The organism is Candidatus Bathyarchaeota archaeon (assembly GCA_026014585.1).
GTDB lineage: Archaea > Thermoproteota > Bathyarchaeia > Bathyarchaeales > Bathycorpusculaceae > Bathycorpusculum.
On the sequence record JAOZIA010000013.1, the window covers coordinates 26894 to 43174 of the forward strand.

The 16281-nt window shown below is 43.6% G+C and carries 16 protein-coding genes; 8 read left to right on the plus strand and 8 right to left on the minus strand.

The genetic code is table 11. The annotated features are described in order from the left end of the window. Positions 1-482: 482 nt before the first annotated feature. From NWF01_05390 to NWF01_05415, 6 genes are all read left to right on the plus strand, one after another. Positions 483-1031, plus strand: coding sequence for a 4Fe-4S dicluster domain-containing protein (locus tag NWF01_05390; GenBank protein ID MCW4024453.1), 549 nt, complete (start codon positions 483-485; stop codon positions 1029-1031). Further along, positions 1021-1911 (plus strand): CoB--CoM heterodisulfide reductase iron-sulfur subunit B family protein, encoded by an 891-nt coding sequence (locus tag NWF01_05395; GenBank protein ID MCW4024454.1) that lies wholly within the window; start codon positions 1021-1023, stop codon positions 1909-1911. The genes NWF01_05390 and NWF01_05395 overlap by 11 nt, the downstream gene beginning before the upstream one ends. Beyond that, positions 1911-2888: an oxidoreductase gene (locus NWF01_05400; GenBank protein ID MCW4024455.1), complete on the plus strand. Its 978-nt coding sequence runs from the start codon at positions 1911-1913 to the stop codon at positions 2886-2888. The genes NWF01_05395 and NWF01_05400 overlap by 1 nt, the downstream gene beginning before the upstream one ends. After that, entirely contained in the window at positions 2885-4339 is a 1455-nt protein-coding gene (locus tag NWF01_05405; GenBank protein ID MCW4024456.1) for a Ni/Fe hydrogenase subunit alpha, read from the plus strand. The genes NWF01_05400 and NWF01_05405 overlap by 4 nt, the downstream gene beginning before the upstream one ends. A 111-nt stretch (positions 4340-4450) precedes the next feature. Continuing rightward, positions 4451-4966, plus strand: coding sequence for a flavodoxin (locus NWF01_05410; GenBank protein ID MCW4024457.1), 516 nt, complete (start codon positions 4451-4453; stop codon positions 4964-4966). Between the two features lie 39 nt (positions 4967-5005). Then, positions 5006-5500 (plus strand): hydrogenase maturation protease, encoded by a 495-nt coding sequence (locus tag NWF01_05415; protein ID MCW4024458.1) that lies wholly within the window; start codon positions 5006-5008, stop codon positions 5498-5500. Between the two features lie 23 nt (positions 5501-5523). Here the strand turns inward: NWF01_05415 and NWF01_05420 are convergent, their stop codons facing one another. The 5 genes from NWF01_05420 to NWF01_05440 form a co-directional block, all read right to left on the minus strand. Beyond that, positions 5524-6027 carry a 4Fe-4S dicluster domain-containing protein gene (locus NWF01_05420; GenBank protein MCW4024459.1) on the minus strand — a complete coding sequence of 168 codons (504 nt, stop codon included), beginning with the start codon at positions 6025-6027 and terminating at the stop codon, positions 5524-5526. A 2-nt stretch (positions 6028-6029) separates the two neighbouring features. Next, the gene (locus tag NWF01_05425; protein ID MCW4024460.1) at positions 6030-7886 is read right to left on the minus strand and encodes an aldehyde ferredoxin oxidoreductase family protein; all 1857 of its coding nucleotides are present in this window, start codon (positions 7884-7886) and stop codon (positions 6030-6032) included. A 110-nt stretch (positions 7887-7996) separates the two neighbouring features. Further along, the gene (locus NWF01_05430) at positions 7997-8485 is read right to left on the minus strand and encodes a 4Fe-4S dicluster domain-containing protein (GenBank protein MCW4024461.1); all 489 of its coding nucleotides are present in this window, start codon (positions 8483-8485) and stop codon (positions 7997-7999) included. A gap of 4 nt (positions 8486-8489) precedes the next feature. Next, positions 8490-10343, minus strand: coding sequence for an aldehyde ferredoxin oxidoreductase family protein (locus NWF01_05435; GenBank protein ID MCW4024462.1), 1854 nt, complete (start codon positions 10341-10343; stop codon positions 8490-8492). Between the two features lie 207 nt (positions 10344-10550). After that, the gene (locus NWF01_05440) at positions 10551-11378 is read right to left on the minus strand and encodes a CBS domain-containing protein (GenBank protein ID MCW4024463.1); all 828 of its coding nucleotides are present in this window, start codon (positions 11376-11378) and stop codon (positions 10551-10553) included. Between the two features lie 99 nt (positions 11379-11477). Between NWF01_05440 and NWF01_05445 the strand changes: the two genes are divergently transcribed. Continuing rightward, positions 11478-11774 (plus strand): GYD domain-containing protein, encoded by a 297-nt coding sequence (locus NWF01_05445; GenBank protein ID MCW4024464.1) that lies wholly within the window; start codon positions 11478-11480, stop codon positions 11772-11774. A 79-nt stretch (positions 11775-11853) separates the two neighbouring features. Here the strand turns inward: NWF01_05445 and NWF01_05450 are convergent, their stop codons facing one another. After that, positions 11854-13335: a hypothetical protein gene (locus NWF01_05450; GenBank protein MCW4024465.1), complete on the minus strand. Its 1482-nt coding sequence runs from the start codon at positions 13333-13335 to the stop codon at positions 11854-11856. Positions 13336-13469: 134 nt separating this feature from the next. On the opposite strand from NWF01_05450, the gene NWF01_05455 reads away from it, so the two are divergent. Then, positions 13470-14462 (plus strand): alpha/beta hydrolase, encoded by a 993-nt coding sequence (locus tag NWF01_05455; protein MCW4024466.1) that lies wholly within the window; start codon positions 13470-13472, stop codon positions 14460-14462. 238 nt (positions 14463-14700) lie between these two features. Here the strand turns inward: NWF01_05455 and NWF01_05460 are convergent, their stop codons facing one another. Together NWF01_05460 and NWF01_05465 are read right to left on the minus strand one after the other, a co-directional pair. Next, on the minus strand, positions 14701-15411 hold the full coding sequence (locus tag NWF01_05460; protein MCW4024467.1) for a nickel/cobalt transporter: 711 nt from the start codon (positions 15409-15411) through the stop codon (positions 14701-14703). Further along, complete coding sequence (locus NWF01_05465; GenBank protein MCW4024468.1) at positions 15408-16280, minus strand: ATP-binding cassette domain-containing protein; 873 nt, start codon at positions 16278-16280, stop codon at positions 15408-15410. Before NWF01_05465 ends, NWF01_05460 begins: the two co-directional genes overlap by 4 nt. Between the last annotated feature and the right edge of the window lies 1 nt (position 16281).

Genomic DNA, 16281 nt, shown 5'->3' on the forward strand with positions numbered 1-16281 from the left:
ACCCGTTTTTCAATAAACACAATTTCTTTCACTACTATTTGGCGTCTATTTGGAGCCTATTAGTTAATCATTGCAGAACCTATAGAGGGAGGTCACTAATAGTGCATTTTTACTCATTAGATATTGAAAATTCTTTCGGGGTGCAGACTGATTTACAGCAACAAGACTCTAAAGAAGTTTGAAAAGCGATAAATCAAACATTTTTCTGTGAAAAATTCTAAAACAAGTGTTCACGTATGCCAAAGATTTTCGTGCAAAAGCACAGTTTCAACTCTGCTTCTTCAATAAACACCACTCTTTAGCAGGCAAGCTTCGCCATTTGTTGATGTGATGTAAAAAGAAAAACGTGGTAGCTCAAAATTTGTGTTTATTCATGGATGTTTTTTTAATGTTTTATCTGAATGTTTATGTATATGTTTGGGGCTTTGGGAATAGTCGTTAGCACTGTACAGAGTGTTAAAATTTAGGTTAGTTGAAGCGTTATGAGTGAGGCAGTTACACCAAAAGTCGGTGAGCAGCCGATTAAAGCTTCCGAGATTGACCCCAGCTTCAAATACGAACTGGCGAAAATCCATGGAAGCGAAAAAATTCTGAAATGTTTTCAGTGTGGAACATGCACATCTGATTGCCCCGTAGCACGTTACAGCGACACATACCGCCCAAGAACCCTAATTTACATGGCAAAACTGGGCTTAAAAGAACGCGTACTGTCCAGCGACACCCTGTGGCTTTGTGCCGCATGCTTCACCTGCACCGACCGCTGCCCCCAAGACGTAGAAGTTGCCAGTGTAATACGGGTTCTTCGCAACATGGCAGCAGAAAGAGGCTGCATCCCAACCGTTTTCAAAGAACAAGCCGCAGCTGTAATTGAGTCAGGTTATGCATACAAAATTCCTGAGTTGCGAATCAAAAAACGGGAACAATTGGGGCTACCGCCGCTGCCAAAAGGTAACCCTGAGGCGGTACGTAAGGTTCTCAAAGGCGTAAAATTTATGGAAAAACAGGCAGGAGCAAAAGCAAATGAGCAGTAAATACCTGATTTTTTTGGGCTGCGCAGTACCCTACCGTGTCAGTTCCTACGAAATTTCCTCACGCAAAGTCTTGGCAAAGCTGGGTATTGAATTGGTGGAGATGCCAGAGTTTAACTGCTGCGGCTTACCGCTTGATGCAGTCAGTCACGAAACCATGCTGATATTAGCCGCTAAGAATCTTGCGTTGGCAGAACAACAGGGACTAGACATTTTGACGCTTTGTCCAGGTTGTGCGGGAACCTTAAAGAAAGTTAACAAAATCCTCAAAGAGGACACAGCGCTCAAGGACCAAATTAATAGTCACCTCAAAGAAGCGGGACTTGAGTTTAAAGGCACTATCCAAACAAAACATCTCCTACAAGTGCTAAAAGAGGATGTGGGTTACGATAAAATCCGAGATGCAGTTACAAGACCGCTCACTGACCTAAAAGTTGCCGAACACAACGGCTGCCACATACTGCGACCTAAAGAGTACATTGGGTTTGATGACCCCGAAGACCCCCAAACACTCAAAGAACTAGTCGAAGCCACAGGAGCCACATGCCTTGACTACATTGACGAAACAGAATGCTGCGGTGCCCCAAGTGTTGGCGTCAGCGACAAAATCGCGTTGCAACTGGCAAGAAACAAGCTTAACCACATAAAAATGGTGGATGCACAGGCGTTAATCACGATTTGCCCATTCTGCCACATTATGTATGATACAAACGAGTTGCGTATAGAAAAAATGTTTAATGAGGTGTATGGTATTCCCATACTCCACTATCCTCAATTGCTAGGCTTAGCCTTGGGCATGTCACCTGATGAGCTTGCTTTTGGGGATCTCAGGGTTAAAGCGTCAAAAATAATGGAGCAAATAACGCAAGGAGCAACAAACTAATGACTGAAAAATTGAAAATAGCCTTTTACTGGGCTGCAAGCTGCGGCGGATGCGAAATAGCCGTACTTGACATAAACGAGAAAATCTTGGACGTAGTCAAAATCGCTGACATAGTATTTTGGCCAGTAGCTATCGATGTCAAGTACAAGGATGTTGAAGCATTACCCGATAAACACATTGACATAACCTTCTTTAACGGTTCAATCCGCAACAGCGAACAAGAACACATGGCAAAAGTCCTCAGATCAAAATCCAAAACTCTGATTGCTTTTGGTTCATGCGCCCACGAAGGAAGCATTCCAGGGCTAGCTAACCTGAGCGACAAAAACGGAGTATTTGAGCAAGTTTACATCAAAGACAAATCAAACATTAACTCACAAGCAACCATGCCAAAAACAGAAACCCAAGTAAAAGAAGGCACACTCAAAATCCCCGAGTTCTACGACACGGTCAAAACTTTGGCGCAAACTGTTGATGTGGACTATTATCTGCCAGGTTGTCCGCCCCCAGTTCAACTAATCGTTGCAGCAATAGACGCAATTGCAAGCGGAAAACTGCCACCGAAAGGCAGCGTACTTGCCCCACCCAAAGCAGTCTGCGACGAATGCCCACGCAAAAGGGAAAACAAGAAAATTGACAAAATCTACCGCGTCTACGAAAAAGAACCTGACCCCGAAAGATGTCTGCTTGAGCAGGGAATCCTCTGTATGGGTCCAGCAACTCGAAGTGGCTGCGGTGCACAATGCCTCAAAGTTGATATGCCATGCACTGGTTGCGGTGGTGCGGCTCCAAATGTTCCAGAGCAAGGCGCGGCTATGATTAGTGCTCTTGCATCTATTCTTGGTTATGATGGAAAGGAAACGTATACGGAAGAGGAAATTGAGGAACTAATGGCGCAGATAAAGGACCCTGTGGGAACCTTTTACATGTACAGTCTTCCTGCCTCAATTCTGAAACGTAAGGTGATTAAAAAATGAAAGAAGTAGTAATTGACCCAATCACGCGCCTTGAAGGACACGGAAACGTATCCATATTCCTAAACGAGCAAGGCGAAGTAGAAAACGCTTACCTAAAAATCCCAGAACTCCGCGGTTTCGAAAAATTCTGCATCGGCAGAAGAGCAGAACTCATGCCACAATTAACCACCAGAATCTGCGGTGTCTGCCCAGTCGCACACCACATGGCAGCAGTAAAAGCATTAGACGCAGCATTTGACGTGGAACCCACATCTGCAGCTAAGAAACTACGTGAACTAATGTACACAGCCTACTTCATCTACGACCACACCCTTCACTTCTACTATCTGGGTGGTCCAGACTTTATCGTTGGACCAGACGCGCCAGCAGAAAAACGCAACATCCTCGGCGTCATCGAAAAAGCAGGCATGGACGTTGCCAAAGATGTCATTAAACACCGCGCGTATGGACAGAAAATCACTGAAATCATCGGCGGAAAAGCAACCCATCCCGTCTGTGCATTACCAGGCGGAATCTCAAAGGCACTAACTGAGGAAAACCGTGCAGAAATCGAAAAGATGGCAACTTCCTGTGTTGATTTTGCCAAGTTCTCGCTAAAACTGTTCCATGAAATCGTCTTAGGCAACATCGGCTACGTAGACATGATTAAGAGTCAGGCCTACACGATGCCCACTTATTATATGGGAACCGTGGATGAAAACAACAAAGTGAACTTCTACGACGGAAAAGTCCGTGTGGTTGACCCATCAGGCAAAGAATGTCTAAAGTTCAACAGTCAAGATTATCTTGAGCACATCGGCGAGCACGTTGAAGAATGGACATACAGCAAATTCCCATACCTTAAAGCAGTTGGCTGGAAAGGTGAAGTTGCAGGTGCAGACAGCGGAATTTATCGTGTTGGACCCTTGGGCAGGCTAAATGCAGCAGAGGGTATGGCTACACCTTTGGCGCAGGCTGAGTATGAGGAAATGTACAAGACGCTTGGCGGCAAACCAGTCCACAGCACCTTAGCATTCCACTGGGCAAGATTAGTGGAGCTTCTCTACGCGTCTGAACGAGCCGTAGAGCTTGTTAAAGACCCCGAAAGTACCAGCACAAATGTACGCAACAAACCCGGCGAACCAGGTCAAGGTGTCGGCATCGTTGAAGCGGCACGCGGTACACTGATTCACGATTACACACTAGACAAAGACGCAATGGTAAAAGATGTTAACATGATTGTGGCGACAACCAACAATTATCCCGCAATCTGCATGAGCATACGCGACGCAGCTAAAGGCTTAATCCACGAAGGCAAAATTGACCAAGGCATCCTAAACAAGGTTGAAATGGCATTCCGCGCCTATGACCCCTGCTTTGGATGCGCAACACACGCTGCAGTTGGACAAATGCCTCTTACTGTGGAAGTTTTTAACGCTCAAAAGCAACGTGTCAGCTCAGTAAGCAGATAAATTAGCCCGTTTTTTAGGGCGCAATTTTATTTTTTTTCATTTATCTGATTTAATTTTTAATAAATTTTATATCATTAATCAACCAATTTAGCTTTGATAAGAGGCATAGAAATGAAAAGTCTTATCGTTTATTATTCTCGAACTGGTAATGCCAAGTTTGTCGCTGAAACCATAGCAGCTGAAATTGGCGCGGATATAGAAGAAATTGTAGACCAGAAAAACCGAAGCGGACCAATGGGCTGGCTGAGCGGTGGTAAAGATGCACGCAAGGGCGCAGAAACCGAGATTACACCCATCAAGAAATCGCCTGCGGATTACGATTTGATTGTTGTTGGCACGCCTAATTGGGCAAGCCGCATAACCCCAGCAATCCTAACTTACCTTAAGAAGAACAGTTTAGCAGAGAAAAAAGTTGCCTCGTTCATTGTTCAAGATGGTGATAAACCCTTATCACCTGACCAAATCAAAGCATTAGTTCCAGACTCCATTTGGCTTGGAGACATTTCAATCACTAAAGCCTTAAAAAATAAGTCTGAGACAGAAAAGCAAATCATTGAATGGTGCAAAACCATAATGGAAAAACCTGCAAGTGTAGATTCAGGTGATGCGTTCACTAAAGGGCTCTGAGAGGAAACTTTTTTCCAGCCAACACCATTAATTTTTGACATGCAAAACAAAATTGAGCAGGAACTAAAAAACTGGTTTAAGGGCGCAGATAAGGTTGTCATTGCAGGCATAGGCAACCCAATCCGCAAAGATGATTATGTCGGCTTAAAAATTGTAGAAACCCTAAACAGCAAAGTCCAAAATAACGTGCGGTTGCTGGAGTGCGAAATAGTCCCAGAAAGCTACCTCCAAGACATCCAAGATTTCCAACCCACACATGTACTTTTGATTGACGCCGCATTCCTCAACCTCAAGGCAGGCGACAGCAAACTGGTTGAACCCAAGGAAATCACATGCACTGCCGCATACACCTCACATCTATTGCCACTGCGAATATTTTGTGAGCTAATCCAGCAAACAACAAAAACAAAACTTGCACTTTTGCTGATTCAGCCGGGACACGTAGATTTTGGTGAAGGCTTAACAGGAAAAGTTGAAACTACTGCTCATAGAGTCTCAACATTACTGCTGGAGTTGTTTGGAAACAAAAAATAGATAGGGCAAAAAATTGCCTGGATTTATTGTTCTTTTGCTTCTTTTTCTTGGAAGAGTTTTTTGATTGCGCTGATTCTTGCCTTCTGCGCCAACACATCGCTTGTGGTGACAGTTAAGGCTTCTTCAGGACACCACTTAACACACTGAGGACCATCAGCTTTGTCTTTGCATAGGTCACAGACGTAGACAACTTTGGTTTCTGGGTGCAACATGATTGCGCCGTAATCGCAGGCTTCAATGCACCAGCCACATCCATTGCATTTGTCAGGGTCAAGCACGATGTTTCCTGTATCTTCTGATTGGGAGAGCGCATCTCTTGGGCAAGCTGCAACACATGCTGGGTCTTCGCATAATCTGCAGGCTACTGCCATGTTTGCTATTTGGTTTACTCGGACTACGCGTATGCGGGATTTTAGGGGGTTGAATGCTTTTTCCTTGTTAAAGGAGCACGCATATTCACAGATTTGGCAGCCGACACATTTTTCGGGGTCAACAGAAACGAATTTTCTTTGGTGAAGTTTTGGCATTTTTATTCCTCCTTTCCTTCAACTATAGCAGAGTACTCTTCTAAACCCAGTTTTTTGAGGGTATCTTTTGTTGGGTAACCTTCAAAGCTCCAACCACGTGCCACATAATAATCATCCAACAACAGGTCAAGTTCATCTTGGGTTACTTTAGCGCCTTTCACTGGACCATCATCTGGGACTGGTTCATTCATGACTTTCCAGGGTAGCGTATCATCTTTACGGCTTAAGCCTTCACGTGTATTAATGAGTCTTGCCAACGTGATTATTCGTTCACCTGCAAGGATTAAGTCTTCAGCAGTTACAGATTCACCAGTAATTAGGTTGTAGAGTTTTGCCATATCCGCAGTTTCATTGTAGAGTGTTCCTCTTGAGTTCTTGCAGATAATTAAGGAGTCAATAAGGGCATAGTTATCTTCTAAGTCTTTGATTATTTTGCCTCTACCCTTCTCAGCTTTTAAGCGGTCAACTTTACCTTTCAGGTCCACCGCGTAAGCGTTGCTTCTGTTATGGTCTGCGCCACGGAACGAAACTGCGTAGCCCAAAGCGGCAGTTTTAAGGCAACGCATATCATAACCAGTAACTTCCAAACCCTTAATCTGCATAGCAAGCTTTTCAGAGCCTTTACCGATTTTCTCGGAAGCAACTTTGACGCCGTCACCTAGAATTTCTCCGATACCCTCTCGTTTGCCAATTTTCTCAATCAGCTGCACCATAGCATCAGCGTTTCCAAAGTGAGCATCAATTCCGCCGAGGTCTTCATGTGAAAGGATGCCTCTTTCATGGCAGTCCATCACAAAAGCAACAGTTACACCTGTGCTTTGTGCATCTAAACCGTAATTGTTGCAGAGTTCAGCGGCTTTTATTATTGCATCAAGTTTATCAACGCCACAGTTTGGACCAAAAGCCCAAAGATTATCGTATTCGATTCTTGCCATTGTACCTTTGTATGGACCATCACGGATGACTGCCTCATGCTCACAACGCATTGCACAAGAGTTACACGCGATAATTTTTGCGATGTAGCGGTCGTTGATGATTTCTGGAGATAGTTTATCGGCGTGTTCAAAAGTTGAAGTTGAATAGTTACGGGTTGGCATACAGTAAGATGCATTTTGGATTGGGAGGTTCTCCACGGTGCCAAGGGTTCGGTATTTTTGAGTTGAAGGACCTTTCATTCGTTCATGGAATTCTTTTACCATGTCAATAAATTCTTCAGGCTCGGCAACTGTAATGTCTCGTGTTCCTCTGACCGCGATGGCTTTTAGGTTCTTGCTGCCCATAACTGCGCCAAGACCAGTTCTGCCAGCAGCACGTGTTTTCTCGTTAAGAATGCAAGCTATTTTGGAGAGTTTCTCGCCAGCTGAACCAATTGAGGCAACGCGAACATAGTAGTCGCCGATTTCATCTTTAATGGCTTCTTCTGTTTCAGCAGGTGTTTTGCCCCAGAGTTTTTCAGCATCCATTAGCTGGGTTGCATCATCGTCAATCCATAAATAGACTGGTTTTTCGGCTTTTCCAGTCAAGATTAATGCGTCGTATCCTGCACGTTTGATTTCTGCGCCAAATGTTCCGTGGCTTACCGCTTCGCCTAATCCGTTTGTTGCCGGCGATTTTGAAATAAAAGCGTGCCCATTGCCACCTGTTGGGAACATTGTTCCTGATACGGGCCCAACTGCTAGAACCAAGGGATTTTCGGGGTCAAATGGTTTTATTCCTGCTTTGGTGTTGTTCAGCCAAAGCCTCATGCCTAAGCCTATGCCGCCAACGTATTTTTTGGCGGTTTCTTTATCTAATTTTTCAATTTGAGTTTTGCCTGTTGTTAAATCTATGCGTAGAATTCTCCCTGCGTAACCGAGCAATACTCTATTCCTCCCTTAACTTGAAGATATGTAGTCAAGCGTACAGTATATTAAGTTAATGGGGTATTGTAGCCAAAATTGACGATTTGGCTCTTTTTTTTATTTACCGCTTAGCCTGTTTGGAAGAGTTTTTTGATTGCGCTGATTCTTGCCTTCTGCGCCAACACATCAATTGTGGTGACAGTTAAGGCTTCTTCAGGACACCACTTAACACACTGAGGACCATCAGGTCGGTACTTGCACAAGTCGCAAACGTAGACTGTTTTTGTTTCAGGATGCATCATCATTGCGCCATAACTGCACGCTTCAATACACCAACCGCAACCATTACATTTGTCCTTGTCAATGACAATGTTGCCTGTATCAGCTGATTGTGTTAAGGCATCTCTTGGGCAGGCTGCAACACATGCTGGGTCTTGGCATAATCTGCAGGTAACTGCGATGTTGTGTACTTGGTCTTGCCTGACGACTCGGATGCGGGATTTTACGGCGTTGAAAACTTTTTCTTTAGCAAATGAGCAAGCATATTCACAGACTTGGCAACCAACACATTTGTTTGGGTCAGCTGAGATGAATCTTCGTTCGTGTAGTTTAACCATTTTTTTACCCCTCAACATCCTTGATTAGGTTTGAGAACTTTTCTAAGTCTAATTCCTTAAGTTTAGCTTCGGTTGGGAAACCCTTTTTGGTCCAACCACGTGCCGTATAATAATCATCCAGCATCAGGTTAAGTTCCTCTTGGGTGACAATTGCGCCTTGTGCTGGCCCCTCATCTTGAACTGGCTGGTTCATGACTTTCCAAGGTAGAGTATCATCTTTACGGCTTAAGCCTTCACGAGTGTTTATGAGTTTAGCAAGTGTGTGTATTCGTTCACCCATAATAGCTAATTCTTCAGCTGTAACTTCAAAGCCTGTAACAGCGCTGTATATTTTTGTCAAATCAACAAGATCGCCATACAAGGTGCCTTTAGCGTTTTTACAGATAATAAAGGAATCAAGCAAATCATAACTATCCTCAAGATCCTTTACCAGTTTACCGCGTCCTTCCTCAGCTTTTAAGCGGTCAACGGTATTACTCAAATCCAACGTGTAAGCGCTACTTCTGCTATGGTCAGCACCTCGGAAAGAAACCGCAGAGCCCAAAGCGGCAGTCTTTAAACTGCGCAGGTCATAACCGGTAACTTCTAAGCCTTTAATGTGCATTGCAAGCAAAAGCGAGTTTTTGCCGATTTTCTCAGCGGCAACCTTTACGCCATCAGCCAAGAGATCACCAATGCCTTCACGTTTACCTATTTTTTCAATAAGGTTCACCATGGCATTTCCGGTGCCAAAGTGTGCGTCAACGCCGCCAAGCTGTTCAGAGGTTAATATGCCCTTTTCGTAGCATTCCATAACAAAACTAATACTCACACCTGTGCTCTGTGCATCCAAGCCGTAATGGTTGCAGCGTTCAGCAGCTTTGATTATAAAGTTTGGTTCAGACACGCCACAGTTTGGACCCAAAGCCCAAAGATTGTCATATTCAAGGCGCGCCATAGTTCCTGTATAGAAGCCCTCTTTAAGGACAACTTCGTGTTCACAGCGCATTGCACAGGAGTTGCATGCGATGATTTTTGTGACAAAGTGCTCGTTTAATACTTCGGGATTGATTTTTTGTGCATCAAAATGAGCTGCATTATAGTTTTGGGTTGGCATGCAGCAGTGTTCATTGTTTATGGCAAGGTTTTCAATTGAGCCGAGAGTGCGGTATTTCTGTGCAGCTGGACCTTTCATTCTTTCGTGAAATTCTTCCACCATATCCATGAATTCGACTGGTTTAGCAACAGCTACATCACATGTGCCGCGAACGGCAATGGCTTTTAGGTTTTTGCTGCCCATAACTGCGCCAAGACCAGTCCTGCCTGCAACACGTGTTTTATCGTTGACTATGCAAGCTATTTTGGAGAGTTTCTCGCCTGCCAGACCGATTGAGGAGACACGAATGTAGTGGTCACCAATTTTGTCTTTTAGTTCGTCTTCAGTTTGGGCTGGTGATTTACCCCAAAGGTCGCTGGCGTCTCGAAGTTGAACATTGTTATCATCTATCCAAAGATAGACTGGTTTTTCTGATTTACCTACTATGATTACTGCATCATAGCCGGCTCTTTTTAGTTCAGTGCCAAATGTTCCATGACTTACAGCTTCTCCGACACCGCCTGTCGCTGGTGACTTTGAAATAAAAGCGTGCCCATTGCCACCTGTAGGAAACATTGTACCTGCTAAGGGTCCTAGTGAAAGGATAAGCGGGTTCTCGGGGTTAAAGGGGTCAACTCCTGCTTTGGAGTTGGAGAGCCAAAGATACATTCCTAAGCCGATACCGCCAACATATTTTTTGGCGACTTCTTGGGTTAATTTTTCTGTTCGTATTTTTCCTGTTGTTAAATTAACGTTTAATAGGGTTCCCGCGTAGCCAAACAATTATGTCCCGTCCTAAGTATAGGAGTATGGAAAAATTGGACAATATATTAATCTAGTGGGTTCATAACCCGATTAATTTCATGCCAATGAACAAATTAGGTCTGTTTATGCACATTTGAATAATTCATCGGGGGGGAGATTCCAATGAATTATTGATAAATCAGCGTTAATTTCCACTGTAATAGCATTTATGAACTTTTCCGCATCTTATCGGGCGTAGGCTTCAACTAGGTCACGCGCAGTGATTATTCCAACAATTTTATCATCTTTAACAATTGGCAGTCGTCTTATTTGTTTCATGGACATCGTAGCTGCTGCTGTATGCACACTAGTTCCTGAAGGTATTGTTATTAGCTTTGGTGAAGCACAGGTTCCAACTGCTCTCTCTAAGGCTTCGGTTTTTGTTAGAAAACAATTAAGCAAATCTCTCTCAGTAAATATACCTGATACTTTTCCGTTAATATTCACTAGAACGCTTCCTATACGTTTCTCACCCAACAGTTTAGCGACAGTTCTAAGAGACACATCTGATTCTGCAATTTCAACAGGTTCACTCATAAAATCGTCAACTAAAGCTTTTGTCTCCGGAATATCAGGCAAGCTTCGAATCAAATCTGATGCAGTGACGATGCCAACCATTTTTCCAGAATCAAAAACGGTTAATCTGGCCTTCTTTTTAATCATGGTTTGTGCTGCTTCTTTGATTTTTGCTGTTGAACGAATGGCAACTAGGGGATAAGACATTACCTCTTCTACTTTTACATCAGAGGGGTCTTTGTCTTGTGCAAAAACTTTCGTTAACAAGTCTCGTTCAGTTACTATTCCAACTGCAGTTTCGTATTTTTTTACAATTAGGCTGCCGACGTGTTTTTCGCCCATGCTTTTGGCAGCTGTGTACATTGACTCTTCAGGCGATATAGTATAAACAATAGGTGTCATAATTTCTTCTACGAGTTTGTAGCGTTGCAAGTCAAGCTTGTACTGTTCATAAGCGCTGTCAAGAATACTTGGGAACTCTTTGTCAACTATTCCCATGCAAGAACTCCCTCAGTAATATTAACCCTTATCAAGCTTAATTAAGATTAATCAAAATCCTTAAATCTGCATAAAAGATGTTGTCTTTAGGGATGTTTTTTGGCAATCTATATTCTTTTATCATCCTTGACTTCTGAAGGAAGAAAAACAATCAAAGAACGACCTGAAAGAATAAAAGAAGTAAACAAAGAAGTCGAAAAATTCGGCGCAAAAATCATCCAACAATACGCAACCCTTGGCAGATATGACTTTGTAAACATTGTAGAAGCCCCCAACAACGACACAATAACACGCGTATCAATCGAGTTGGGCTCCCGCGGAACCGTGCACATCATGAGCATGCCGGCCAAAACAATGGATGACTTTCTAACAATACTCAAAACAACAATAGCATAACGCTTACAGAGCTTTTAAGGTCATGCATATTTTGTAGATGTAACTATAGATGAAGACATTAGGCAAAAAAGAGTGAGAATTACTTGTTGTTTGATTTCTGCCGTTTTTTCAGCATTAAAGCCGTTGTTGCAACAACCAAGCCTACAGCCGCGACAACGACGTAAATTATGTATCCCAGATAACTGTTTTCAGGCGGGTTTGGTGAATCCAGATTTATCATGACTTGATGAGAGCTATGATGATACGTGAAGGACAAAAGCCAATTTTCACTTAAAGATTCAACAGTATAGTCAATTTGGTTGCCATCCAAGGTCAAGGTTAAGCCTGAAGTGTCATTCATAAGTGATTTTGGAATAGAAACATCAACAAACCCTGTCGAGCCTGACTCACCAGTAACGTTAAAGCTTAACGTTTTCTGGGTAGAATCAAACGAAAACGCCGTCACGGTTGAGTTTGAAGTAACTGAAAACGCGCTCTGCGATGAGAAGGGTTCAACAACAAAACTAACCACATTGGTTTCGCCCAAATGGGTTTCGTCACCGCGATACACTGCCTTTAGCATATAGTTACCAGTAGCGCTAAGCATCCACAGCGCCGAGTAGTCACCGTCAGCATTAGTATTTACAAGAGTTAAATCCTGCCAAGTTTCTCCTCCAGTAACACTGTAAGAGAGATAAATTGGCGCATCTATTATGCCTTCATCATTAAAAGCCAATTGCCCCGTAATTTGTACATAAAAATTTGTTTGTGTAACGCTGGGCACACATGAAGTTGTTAGTGTTGGCGTATTAAGACTACTGGCAGAGATTGAAACATCATCCACTATGTGATAGCGACTCCCACATTGACCATTTGCAGCACTAAACCCAAATCCACTAAAAGTCCGATCTAATGTGCCATTCCATTGTAGCACTAAGTCTTGATCGATGAAAACGTTAACTGATGCCAAATCAACCTCAACGGTTACGTTGTGCCATTGACCATCATAAATCCGTGGGTCATCTACATAGGCTAAATGGTTGCCTGTAAAGTCTTTCACAAGCGCAATATGTTCACTGGAGGGGTCACCAAGCGGGTTTTGTTCTGCACCAGTTAACTGCTCGAAATCTTCAGGAATATTTTGCCAGTCGTCAAACTCGATCCCGTAACCTGGTATTATTGATCCAGTGTTAAAGCCTGAACGCCAACCAGCAGTAGAGTTTTGACTGAAACTATCAAAGAAATCAATGTTTTTGGGATATTGTTGTTTGTAGAAAAACATTGTAAATCCGTCGCTGGGGTGGTCACTACGGTAGCGGAAATTAGCTGTAAAGGGTCCTTGGATTGGAGAGTTAAAGTATGCTACGCCTGCCTGCATAGAACCTTCGGGGTTCAAGATAAGATTTTGGTTTACAGCGTCACGATGGGCCACTCCAAAATATTGCCACTGCGTCGAATCAGAACTGAAATCATCTGAGAATGTATTTTCCTGTGCCATAACAGGCTGAATAACCGTGCAAAAACTGATTAGAAAACCAGTTACTAAAAGAGCAATAAAAAACATAATGAGGCTGTGCTTCATGTTTTCCCCTAAAAAATAGTTAGATAGGTTCTCTTTTAACACTTGTCCAAATCCACGACTCTAAAGCAGAAACCCCTACCAACATTGCTAAATACCTCAAACAAAACCTACCTAAACGGCAGAGGAAACAAGGAATGTTAAGCGGAGAAATTGAAGACAAAATTGTGTCTTGGAGAGTTCTAGACATACCAGTGTACGGAACCCTGACTGTTCCAACCGACAAAAACATTCATGGCGCAGTAGTGTTTGTAGCTGGCAGTGGACCAACTGACCGCGACTGGTGCTCACCTCTTCTACCCGGAAGCAAGGGAAGCGGTAAACTGCTAGCTGATGCACTTGCCAAGCAGGGCTTTATCACACTGCGTTACGACAAAGTAGCATCTGGACCACACATTAGAGAAAACATAACCCGACTAATAGGCAAAATCAGCATGCAAAGCCACATGCAAGAACTGGAAGGCGCAGTTGAAACCATTCTTGCCCAAGAAAACGTCGACAAAAACAACCTTTTTGTATTAACCAACAGTGAAGGCGCAATTCACGCCGTAAACTACCAGTTACAAGCGAAAAATAATCGTTTTAAGGGTTTAGTGTTAACTGGAGCACCAGGCAGGTCAGTGGGGGAACTGGGACGTAGCCAAATCTTTGAACAAATTAAAAATTTGCCCAACGCAGAAAACATCATGAAGCTCTATGATGATGCCATCGCTGAATTTTTGGCAGATAAACCAGTAACGATTGATGCTTCTCTGCCTGACCTTCTGAAAATGGTGTTGGGTAGCTTATCGACTCCAGCGAATTTGCCGTTTAGCCGAGAATTATGGATGTATTGTCTTCCTGAGCAACTTGCAAGAATTGTTGAGCCCACATTGGTTGTGATTGGCAAAAAAGACATTCAGGTTGACTGGCAAATCGACGGCGAACTGCTGCAAAAAGCAACCAGCCAAAACAGGTCAGTATCTTTTGCTTATCCAGAACACGCCAATCACGTACTAAAACATGAAGAAACGCCAAAAGAGCAGCTAAACGCCCAAGCCGCCACCCTAAACTACAACTCACCAAACACTCAACTGGACACGGAAGCTGCAGAGGCAATTTATAACTGGCTCAAAAAACAAGTTGCCTAACACCTTATTTTATGACAACGGGACTTTTTGTTGCAAAATCAGTCGGGTGTTCAACATTTAATGAGTAAAAACAGGCCATTAGGGCTCTACCCTCTATAGTTTCTGCAATGAATTTCTAATAGGAACCAAATAGAGTTTGACCTCTCTCTATCGTTTCTGCATACGTTGACTAATAGGAGCCTAATAGACAGCAAATATGAATGGGTGACTACCTCAAATCAAGAGGGATTTGAATCCTTTATAGAACTCCAAGAAGCATGGCAGCTGCCATTATGATGAGGATTGCACCGCTGATTTTAGGAATATACCGCTCATATTTGCCGATGCGTTCTTTGACGCGTTCGTACATTTTTATGCCCAAAACAGTCACCGCGATAAGCGCCGCAGCCACCGCTAACCCATACGCAACCATCAACAACACGGGATTAACGCCGCCAACCGCCAAAGCTAACAATGCAAACTCTTCCTCATGCGCAAACCCCAACACAAACGCGCAGCTTGCCAGCTTCCAAAGACTCATGTTGAGGCGTTTGGGATGTGTGTGCTCGTGTGTGTGATTGCCAAGGTCGTCGTGAGTGTGTTCGTGAAGGTGGGTTAAGTCGCAGGTGTTATCGTGGAAGTGCCCGTGTTGCCCTTCAAGCTCGGAAACAACCTTCTCTGTTAACATGCGAATACCTAAAATCACCAAGACTATGGCGGCGATGTAGGTTAAAATTGGGCTTGAGAAATCGTAAAATGAGCTAACCACCACGTAGACGACCACGACGGCTATGGATGAGATGAAATGTGCAGCCGCCAAAATGCTTGAGCTGACAAAGGCGTAAAATGTTGGGCGCGTGGTTTTTGCTGAGTACAGTAGCGCCAGTGGCCATCCGTGTCCGGGTTCTAGCCCGTGAAGAAGTCCTATGATGATGACGCCGATGATGGATGCTTCAACGATTGCGCTCATTTGCTTTCATTCTTAGTTGTTTGAGTGTTGTTGTCGTTTAGGAGTTTGAGGATGGCTTTTCGGGATTCACTAATCGTTAAAGGCAAAGCCTCTCCAATGGGCAAATTGTCTTCGGTTTTCAAAACCTCAAAGAGGTGCGTTAGGCGTGGCGAACGTAAATTCACTTTCCTAATCAGCTCACTATCAGAGAAAGTTTCTTTAGGGGTACCCTCAGAAACCAGTTTACCCCTGTTTAGAATAAACATTTTCGTTGCAAACAATGGCACCATGTCCACGTCGTGGGTTGCCAGCAGAAGCGTTATGTCCTTTTCCTTGTTTAGCTGCAAGAGCAAGTGCAGGATTTCGCTGGTGGCTCGAGGGTCAAGATTAGAGGTTGGTTCATCCATGATGATGATTTCTGGCTCCATCGCCAAAACACCCGCAAGAGCAACCCGTTTCTTTTGCCCGAGACTAAGAAAATGCGGCGGTTTTTCTTCAAACTCTGCCATACCAACAACTTGCAAGGCATCTACAACGATTTTTTTGACCTGCTCGGGCGCAATCCCAAGGTTTAGAGGACCAAACGCAACGTCTTGTTTTACGGTGGGGGCGAAGAGTTGGTCGTTTGGGTCTTGGAAAACAAATCCTACGCGGCGTCGTAGTTCAAGCAAGCCTTTGCCGCTGTATTGTAGGGGTTGTTCTTCGAAGTAAATGTTGCCTGATGTGGGTTTTAGGATGCCGTTGAAGTGGTTGAGGAGCGTGGTTTTTCCTGAACCGTTCGTACCCAAAAGTGCGATACGCTCACCTTTCTCAAAACCCAATGTAACGTTATCTAATGCGGTTGTTCCATCTGAATACTGATGTACAAGATTTTCTACTCTAAACAGCATT